Consider the following 8,553-nt stretch of genomic DNA (forward strand, 5'->3'; position numbering starts at 1 on the left):
TGAGCGCATGTGATCTGTGGAGGGACGCACCCCTACCAACCAAGGTGGCAGGATTAAGTCCCTCTTAGCCTCTTGAGAAATCTTCGTCAGCGGTCAAAGTAAGCCCACACACAGGCACGGCTAGGGCCGGGCCATCAATTAGGGAGTAACGCCATGCAACGAACCTTCATGCGCCGCCTGATCGGCGCTGCGGCTGCCATTGCCATCGGGGGGGCAAGCCTTCCCGCCCAGGCCCAGGATTTCATCAACGTCCTGACCGGCGGCACCTCGGGCGTTTACTACCCGCTGGGCGTCGCTCTTTCCAAGGTTTTCACGGACAAGATGCAGGGCTCCCGCCCGTCGGTGCAGGCCACCAAGGCATCTGTGGAAAACCTGACCCTCCTGCAGCAGGGCAAGGGTGAGATCGGCTTCACCCTCGGCGACAGCCTGGCCATGGGCTGGGCCGGCGACGAGGAGGCCGGCTTCAAGGCGAAGCTCGACAAGCTGCGCGGCATCACGGCGATCTACCCCAACTACATCCAGATCGTCGCCACCCAGGAATCCGGCATCAAGTCGCTCGCGGACCTCAAGGGCAAGCGCCTCTCGGTCGGTGCTCCGAAATCCGGCACCGAGCTCAATGCCCGGGCGATCCTCCAGGGCGCGGGCCTCTCCTACAAGGATCTCGGCAAGGTCGAGTACCTGCCCTTCGGCGAATCCGTGGAGCTCATGAAGAACCGCCAGCTCGACGCCACCCTGCAATCGGCAGGCCTCGGCGTCTCCTCCATCCGCGATCTGGCCACCTCGGTGCCGATCGTCGTGGTGGAGATCCCCGCAAGTGTCGTCGACAAGGTGGGCACGCCCTACGTGAAGGTCACAATCCCGGCCAACACCTATGGGGGCCAGACCGCTCCCGTGGAAACCGCTGCCGTCGTGAACTATCTCGTCACCCATGCGGGCGTGAAGGACGAGACCGTCTATCAGATGACCAAGGCGATCTATGAGAGCCTGCCGGATCTGGCCGCAGCGCACGCCGCCGCCAAGGACATCAAGCTCGAAAGCGCTCTCTCCGGCATGCCTGTCCCTATGCATCCGGGCGCGCAGCGCTACTTCGACGAGAAGGGCGTGAAGAAGCAGGGTTCGTAACCTGCGGGTTCATTGACAAACAAGCCGGGGCAGGTGAACTGCTCCGGCTTTTTCATGACGAGAGAACTCTCATTCCAGGAGATAGGACACCATGAGCCAGGGTGTGAACGCGTCTGAGGTCGCAACGCTGGAGGCGCCGTCGACACCTGTGGCAAACCCCGAGCACGGCCTCCCGGAGAATTTCGGTGAGGGCCTTCTCGGCAAGCTCCTGTTCTGGATCGCGGTAGCCTTCTCCACCTTCCAGATCGTCACCGCCTTCGGCCTTCCCCTCGACCGGCCGATCTTCGCAAACATCTCCCTGATGTATCTCATCGGCGCGGCTTTCGTGGCCTGGGCAGGGTGGCTCGTCTTCCTGCGCGTGAAGGGGCGCAGCGTCGTCGGCGGGGTGCTGGGCCTGATTGCGCTGGCCGTGGCCTATGGGCTCATCCTGAAATTCCCCGGCAGCCTGCCGAGCCAGGTGGTTCGCGCGCTTCACGTGGGCTTCCTGTGCCTGGTCGCGGGCGCCATGCTGGCGAACCACAAGGCGCGCAGCCCCTTGACCCTCGCCCTCGGCTGGCTGATCGGCCTCGTCGGCTTTGCCATCGGCATGTACCACTGGGGGCTCTATGAGGAGCTCCTGATCCGCTCCGGCGAGCTGACGCAGCTCGACATGATCGTGGGCATCGCGGCGATCGCGATCCTCTTCTACCTCGTCTGGCGCGTCATGGGACCCGCACTGCCCATCGTGGCAGGCATCTTCCTGGCCTATTGCCTGTTCGGCAACTACCTGCCTGCGCCCTTCGATCATCGCGGGTATTCCCTGGAGCAGGTGATCGAGCACATGTCCTTCGGCACGGAGGGCCTCTACGCCACGCCGACCCTGGTCTCCGCGACCTATATCTTCCTCTTCATCCTGTTCGGCGCCTTTCTCGAGCGCGCCGGCATGATCCAGCTCTTCACCGACGTGGCCATGGGCCTCTTCGGCAGCGCCAAGGGCGGCCCGGCAAAGGTGGCGGTCTTCTCGTCCGCACTGATGGGCACGATCTCGGGCTCGGGCGTCGCAAACGTCGTCTCCACAGGCCAGTTCACCATCCCGCTCATGAAGCGTTTCGGCTACCGGTCCGAATTCGCGGGCGGCGTGGAAGCGACCGCCTCCATGGGCGGGCAGATCATGCCGCCGGTTATGGGCGCGGTTGCCTTCATCATGGCCGAGACCATCGACGTGCCTTACGTCGAGATCGTCAAAGCCGCGATCATCCCGGCCATCCTCTACTATGCATCGGCCTTCCTGGCGGTGCATCTCGAGGCAGGGAAATCGGGGTTGGTCGGGCTATCGAAGGCCGAACTGCCGAGCGCGATGCGGGCGCTCAAGGAGAAGTGGCACCTCATCCTGCCGCTCGCCGTTCTCGTTTATCTCCTGTTCAGCGGCTACACGCCGCTATTCGCCGGCTCAATCGGCCTGGCGCTCACGGTGGTGCTCATCCTCGCCGGCTCCTTCGCTTTCGGCATCCTCAATCAGACGGTGCGCATCCTGTTCTGGGTGGGACTCGGCCTGGTTGCGGGCGCCTTTCTCTGGGTCGGCGTAACCCTCGTTCTCGCTCTGGTGGCCATCCTCGTCCTGCTGAGCCTGTTCGTGCGCGGCGGGCCCGAGACGCTGGAGGCCTGCCGCGACGCGCTGGCCGATGGCGCTCGTCAGGCGCTTCCCGTGGGACTCGCCTGCGCCGTGGTCGGCATCGTGATCGGCACGATGACGCTCACCGGGATCGGCACGATCTTCGGCAACTGGGTGGTCTCCATCGGCCGCGACTCCCTGATCGCATCCCTGGTTCTTACCATGATCGTCAGCCTCATCCTCGGCATGGGCATCCCGACGATCCCGAACTACATCATCACCTCGTCGCTCGCCGCTCCGGCCCTGCTGACGCTGGGCGTGCCGCTCATCGTCTCGCATATGTTCGTCTTCTACTTCGGCATCATGGCGGACCTGACGCCCCCGGTTGCGCTCGCGGCCTTCGCGGCGGCGCCCATCGCCAAGGCGTCCGGCTTCAAGATCGGCTTTGCGGCCCTTCGCATCGCGCTGCCCGGCTTCGTCATTCCCTACATGGCAGTCTACGATCCGGCACTCATGATGCAGCCGGTGCCTGGAGTCTCCGGTGCCGCCTATTGGGCGAGCGTTGCCTATATCGTCGTGAAGGCAGGCCTTGCGGTCGTGCTGTGGGGCGCAGCCTCCGTAGGATATCTGAGCACAAGAATGCCCTGGTGGGAGCGCATCGCCGCCGCCGTGGCCGCAGCCTTCCTGGTGCTGGCCCTGCCCATCACGGACGAGATCGGGTTTGCGCTGACGGTGCTCGTGCTGGGCTTCCATTTCTGGCGCTCGCGCCGGGCTGCGGAGCCAGCCGTCAGTTGATGATCTGCCTTCTGGCGGGCTCCGTCGTCGCGCCCCTCATGGCGGGGGCGATCACGCTCGCCTGGACGCATTCGGTGGAAAAGATCGTCTGGGAGGAGGATTGGCGCAGCACCCCGGCCGGGCTCGAGCTCTTGGAAGCGCGGGTGCGCGGATCCGGGGCCGGGATGGAGCCGCCGCCGGAGGCCAGGCTTGCGAACGGTGTCTGGTCGTGGAAGCCGAACCTGCCGCCTCAGCGCCAGGTGATCATGCGCCGCTCGGGCGCGACGGCGGACTGGCGCATCTGCGTTTCAGGGCGCTGCCGGCCCATGGAGGCTTATGTGACCCCTGAAGCCGACCCGATCGTGATGACGGTGTGCGAGGGCTCTTAGGCGCGCCCGGTCAGCGGCTCGACGGCAACGCAGCGGCGCCAGAGGTTCACGAGGATGTAGAGGGCGAAAAGGCCGAAGAGAGCCATGAGCGCGTAGCCCACGTAGTCGCCGAGCTCGAACAGGCCCGCGATGGCCCAGCCCGCCGCAATCGCGACGCCGAACACTTCCGCCCCCACCAGGATCATGATGCTCATGATGGTGATGACATTGCGCCAGTTGGTGCTTTTCGCCTGAGCCACGTTCGCCTAACTCCGTTCCGTGTGTAGGGGACTACCCTAAACGCCCCCTCCGGTGCAAGGTCTGGGCCGCTTCAATCGTGACGCAGTCCAATGTCATCCCAGGCTGGCCGGAGGTAAGGGAAGGGGATCCACTCCCACCCTTCAGCGCCATGGATCCTTTCACGGCCGGATGGCCGCCGGGGATGACACCGGGGCCGAGTGGGGCTAGTCACCTGTCTTTTGCATATGATTGGCGCCAATGGCCGAAACACCCGTTTTCTCGACAGCCGCGGTTGCGGCCCCTCACGCCCTTGCCGCCCAAACCGGCCAGACCATCCTGGCCGCAGGCGGCAATGCGGTGGAGGCGATGGTGGCGATGGCCGCGACCATCGCGGTCGTGTACCCGCACATGAACGGGCTGGGCGGCGACGGCTTCTGGCTCGTTCGGGAGCCCAAGGGCCGCATTCATGCCCTCGACGCATCGGGGCCGGCCGGCTCGCTGGCGACGATCAAGCGCTACCGCGACAAGGACTATGACGCCATCCCGCCGCGCGGTCCCGATGCGGCGCTCACCGTCGCCGGAGCCGTCAGCGGCTGGGGCCTTGCGCTCGAGCTGTCCTGGGCCCTCGGCGGGCAGCTGCCTCTCGATCTCCTGCTGGGGGACGCCGTCCGCTGTGCCCGCGACGGGTATCCGGTCGGAGCGGCGGAAGGGCGCAACGCCCTTCTGGAGCAGGAAGCCCTGTTCTCCGCTCCCGGCTTTGCGGCGGCCTTCCTGGAGGAGGGCAAGCTGCCGGAGGCAGGCGCCCGGCGGCGCAGCCTCAAGCTGGCCGATACCCTCGAGCAGCTCTCCCATGCGGGCCTTGCGGACTTCTACCGGGGCGACGTGGGCCGCGAGATCGCAGCCGATCTGGAGCGGATCGGCAGCCCGATCGTGCGCAAGGACATGGAAACCTACCGCGCCCGCGTGGTGGAGCCCCTGTCGGTCCGGCTGCCCCATTCCACCGTCTACAACCTGCCGCCGCCGAGCCAGGGGCTGGCCTCGCTCCTGATCCTCGGGATGTTCGCGCGCCTGAACGTGAAGCACGGGGAGACGCCGGAGCATCACCATGGGCTGATCGAGGCCGCCAAGCGGGCGTTCGCCATCCGCGACCGGGTGGTGACGGATCCTCGCGAAGTCACGCGCAAGCCGTCCGACTTTCTCACCGCCGCCGCCCTGGAGCGGGAGGCAGCCCTCATCGAGGCCCGCCGTGCCGCGCCCACTCCGCCCCGGTCCGCCGAGGGCGACACGATCTGGATGGGCTGCATCGACAGGGACGGCCTGGCGGTGTCCTACATCCAGTCGGTCTACTGGGCCTTCGGCTCCGGCTGCGTGCTGCCGGCAACCGGCATCCACTGGCACAATCGGGGCTTCGGCTTCTCCCTCGACCCGAGAAGCCTCAACCCGCTGGAGCCGGGGCGCAAGCCCTTCCACACCCTCAATCCGGGGCTCGCGGTCTTCAACGACGGGCGGGTGCTCTCCTACGGCACCATGGGGGGCGAGGGGCAGCCGCAGATCTTAGGCCAGATTTTCACCCGCTACGCCGATTTCGGCATGAGCCTCGCCGACGCGGTGGACGCGCCGCGCTGGCTCCTCGGCAAGAGCTGGGGCGCACCGGGCGCAACCTTGAAGGTGGAGGATCGCTTCGATCCTGGCCTGCTCCGCGCCTTGTCCGGCTTCGGCCATCCGGTGGAGGAGGTGGGCAAGCCCTATGCCGATGCCTTCGGGCATGCGGGCATGCTGGTGAAGCACCCGCGTAATGGGCGCGTGGAAGCGGTGCACGATCCCCGCTCGGATGGAGGCTCGCTGGGGCTCTAGCCGGCCGCTCACATGCTCCACAGGCCGTGGAGAAGGCTCAGCCCCAGCACCAGCACGAAGGCGGCCGCGAGAAGCTCAAGGCCCGCGATTGCAATGGCGCCCGACGCGCCGCGTCCGCCGGCGGCTTTGAGCGCAACGGCCTTGAAGAAGACCGCGAGGGCCGCGATGCCGCCCGTGGTGAGCGCGGTCCCGAGCGCCATGGCGAAGGTTGCCGCGATGCCTGCCGCGAAAAGCCCCTGCGACAGGGCGAAGACCAGGACGATGAGGGCCCCCGCACAGGGACGAATGCCCGCCGCAATCGCCACGCCTGCCATGTCGCGCCAGTGCGTGAGGCGGCTGAGCTCGTCGGGCGGCGGCATGTGGACGTGGTCGCAGCTCTCCTGCGGCGCAGGAGCAAGCGGATTGCGCGCCAGGGCTAGGACGCCGAGAACCTTGCCCGCCTTGCGCCAGGTGATGACGGCGCCGAGCAGGGCGACGGCGATGAAGCTCGCCAGCTCGACATTCATGGCAAGCTTGTTCATCGTCGAGGCAGTCGCGCGCAGCACGAGGCTCACGACGGTGACGATTGCCATCGCGACGAAAGCCTGCACCAGGGCGGCCGCCAAGCTCAAGAGGAAGCCTTTGCGCAGCGCCTTCTCGTCGGCCACCAGATAGGCCGAGATCACGCCCTTGCCGTGCCCGGGGCCGGCCGCATGGAAGATGCCGTAAGCAAAGCCCACAAGCAGAAGGGAGACAAGAGCGGAGCCGCTCTCCTTCATCTCCCGCACGCTTTCTCTCAGGCTCGCGTAGAAGTCGGATTGAACGGACAGGATCCAGACCCCGATGCTCCCTGAGGGCGTCGCCTCGCGCAGGCCCATGCCGAACGGATTGCGCGGCGGCGGCTTGCCGATGGGGCCGAGCCAGAGCCCGATCAGGGCCATCGCGGATGCGACGATCGCCACGGCGGCGAGCATGAGGCCGAGCCGCCGCCACAGGAGGGTCCGGCCGCTGCTATGAACGGCAAGGGATTCCGATGTCAGGGACATGCGATGATGGCCCTGTTGGAGTATTCGATGCCGATATCCTGTGTCTGGATGGCGCCCTCATCCTGCAGGATCTGCTGCATGGTGGCGTCGAGCGGCTTGGCTTTGGCGATGCTGGTCAGGCAGCCCTGGGGCGCATTGGCGAGCGATATCGCCGCCTGGCCTTCGGTCAGGCTGAAGTAAACGAAGAAGGTCGGATCCTCGATCTCGATGGACACGGCCCCGGAAGGGGCGACGGGCGCCTTGAGGGGCAGCAGGAACGACATGGCGACCTGGGTCTTGTCCATGCTCATCCGGGCCTCCCGCGGCGCGTCGAAGGCCTGCGGCTTGCCCCGCGCCTTGAGCACCGTGAAATAGTCGAACTCGTTCAGGGAGGCCGCGTTCTCGTCCGCCAGGCCCTGCAGCTCCTCCGGGATCAGCTTGCCGTCGTTGTCCTTGTCCAACCCCTGCGTCACATAGGCCGTGTAGGCCTCGTCGAAAACCCAGTGGTGACGAACGCCCGTCACCCGGCCATCCGAGCCGAAGACGATTTCCGCCTTGGCGGTGACCCACACATGAGGGTGCGCGACAGCCGGCGACGCAAGGGCCATGGTCAAGGCCGCCAGGAAGAGTTTGAGACCAAGAGCGCGTGTCATGCGATGCCTCTGAAAAAAGCGACGCTTCCCGAAAAAGCCGGGGCAATGAGCCAGGATATGAGGCTTTCATGGTTAACAGAGGCGAAACGAAGGCGCTCGATTGACGTGGCTCGGCACTTATGTCAGCATTACTGACATATTCCATGAAAAGAAGACCGGAACACCGGCAGCGGGGCGAGGGCTCCAAGGAGGAAACGGACTATGGCCGAAGGTCATGTGGCGCTCCGTAACGTAACGCTCGACGACAAATACGACCTTACCAAGGATCATGTGTTCATCACGGGAACGCAGGCCGTCATCCGCATGCTGCTGATGCAGCGCGAGCGGGACCGGCTGGCGGGCCTGAGCACGGCCGGCTTCGTGTCCGGCTATCGCGGCTCCCCCATCGGCGGGCTCGACCAGAACCTCTGGCGGGCCAGGAAGTGGCTGGAGGCGTCGAACGTCGTCTTCCAGCCGGGCCTCAACGAGGAACTCGCGGCCACCGCCGTCTGGGGCTCGCAGCAGGCCGAGATCCGCGGCGACGGCAAGTACGACGGCGTGTTCGGCCTGTGGTACGGCAAGGGGCCGGGCGTCGACCGCTCGGGCGACGTGTTCCGCCATGCCAACATGGCAGGTTCCTCGAAGCATGGCGGCGTGCTGGCCCTCATGGGCGACGACCACACGGCGGAGTCTTCCACCGTCGCGCACCAGTCCGAATTCCATTTCGTCGACGTGATGATCCCGATCCTGAACCCGGCAGGCGTTCAGGAGATCATCGATTACGGCCTCTACGGCTATGCCATGAGCCGCTTCTGCGGGTCCTGGGTTGCCTTCAAATGCGTGAAGGACAACATCGAGTCGACCGCCTCCGTCGACGGGTCGCTCGACCGCGTGAAGATCATCATGCCCGATGACTTCACCATGCCGCCCGGCGGCCTGAACATCCGCACCCGCGACGGCGTGCTCGA

General features: G+C 66.0%; 7 protein-coding genes and 1 pseudogene. 5 read left to right on the plus strand and 3 right to left on the minus strand.

The annotated features are described in order from the left end of the window. The first annotated feature begins 153 nt into the window (after positions 1-153). The 3 genes from JKG68_RS23240 (at position 154) to JKG68_RS23250 (ending at position 3,876) form a co-directional block, all read left to right on the plus strand. The gene (locus JKG68_RS23240; RefSeq protein WP_202063727.1) at positions 154-1,122 is read left to right on the plus strand and encodes a TAXI family TRAP transporter solute-binding subunit; all 969 of its coding nucleotides are present in this window, start codon (positions 154-156) and stop codon (positions 1,120-1,122) included. Positions 1,123-1,213: 91 nt separating this feature from the next. Continuing rightward, positions 1,214-3,508: a TRAP transporter permease gene (locus tag JKG68_RS23245; RefSeq protein ID WP_202063728.1), complete on the plus strand. Its 2,295-nt coding sequence runs from the start codon at positions 1,214-1,216 to the stop codon at positions 3,506-3,508. Continuing rightward, complete coding sequence (locus JKG68_RS23250) at positions 3,508-3,876, plus strand: DUF1850 domain-containing protein (protein WP_202063733.1); 369 nt, start codon at positions 3,508-3,510, stop codon at positions 3,874-3,876. The genes JKG68_RS23245 and JKG68_RS23250 overlap by 1 nt, the downstream gene beginning before the upstream one ends. On the opposite strand, the gene JKG68_RS23255 is transcribed toward JKG68_RS23250, so the two are convergent. After that, a complete protein-coding gene (locus JKG68_RS23255; protein WP_202063734.1) occupies positions 3,873-4,070 on the minus strand; it encodes a hypothetical protein in 198 nt (65 codons plus the stop codon). The genes JKG68_RS23250 and JKG68_RS23255 overlap by 4 nt on opposite strands. Positions 4,071-4,353: 283 nt before the next feature. On the opposite strand from JKG68_RS23255, the gene JKG68_RS23260 reads away from it, so the two are divergent. Then, entirely contained in the window at positions 4,354-5,949 is a 1,596-nt protein-coding gene (locus JKG68_RS23260; protein ID WP_202063729.1) for a gamma-glutamyltransferase family protein, read from the plus strand. Positions 5,950-5,957: 8 nt separating this feature from the next. Here JKG68_RS23260 and JKG68_RS23265 read toward each other — a convergent pair whose 3' ends face one another. Together JKG68_RS23265 and JKG68_RS23270 are read right to left on the minus strand one after the other, a co-directional pair. Next, positions 5,958-6,974 carry a nickel/cobalt transporter gene (locus JKG68_RS23265; protein ID WP_202063730.1) on the minus strand — a complete coding sequence of 339 codons (1,017 nt, stop codon included), beginning with the start codon at positions 6,972-6,974 and terminating at the stop codon, positions 5,958-5,960. Next, positions 6,965-7,606, minus strand: coding sequence for a DUF1007 family protein (locus JKG68_RS23270; RefSeq protein WP_202063731.1), 642 nt, complete (start codon positions 7,604-7,606; stop codon positions 6,965-6,967). Before JKG68_RS23270 ends, JKG68_RS23265 begins: the two co-directional genes overlap by 10 nt. Positions 7,607-7,807: 201 nt before the next feature. Here JKG68_RS23270 and JKG68_RS23275 point away from each other — a divergent pair. After that, positions 7,808-8,553: pseudogene (locus JKG68_RS23275) on the plus strand (indolepyruvate ferredoxin oxidoreductase family protein); the annotation flags it as partial.

Origin of the sequence: Microvirga aerilata, assembly GCF_016743775.1 — a bacterium.
GTDB classification, from domain to species: domain Bacteria; phylum Pseudomonadota; class Alphaproteobacteria; order Rhizobiales; family Beijerinckiaceae; genus Microvirga; species Microvirga aerilata.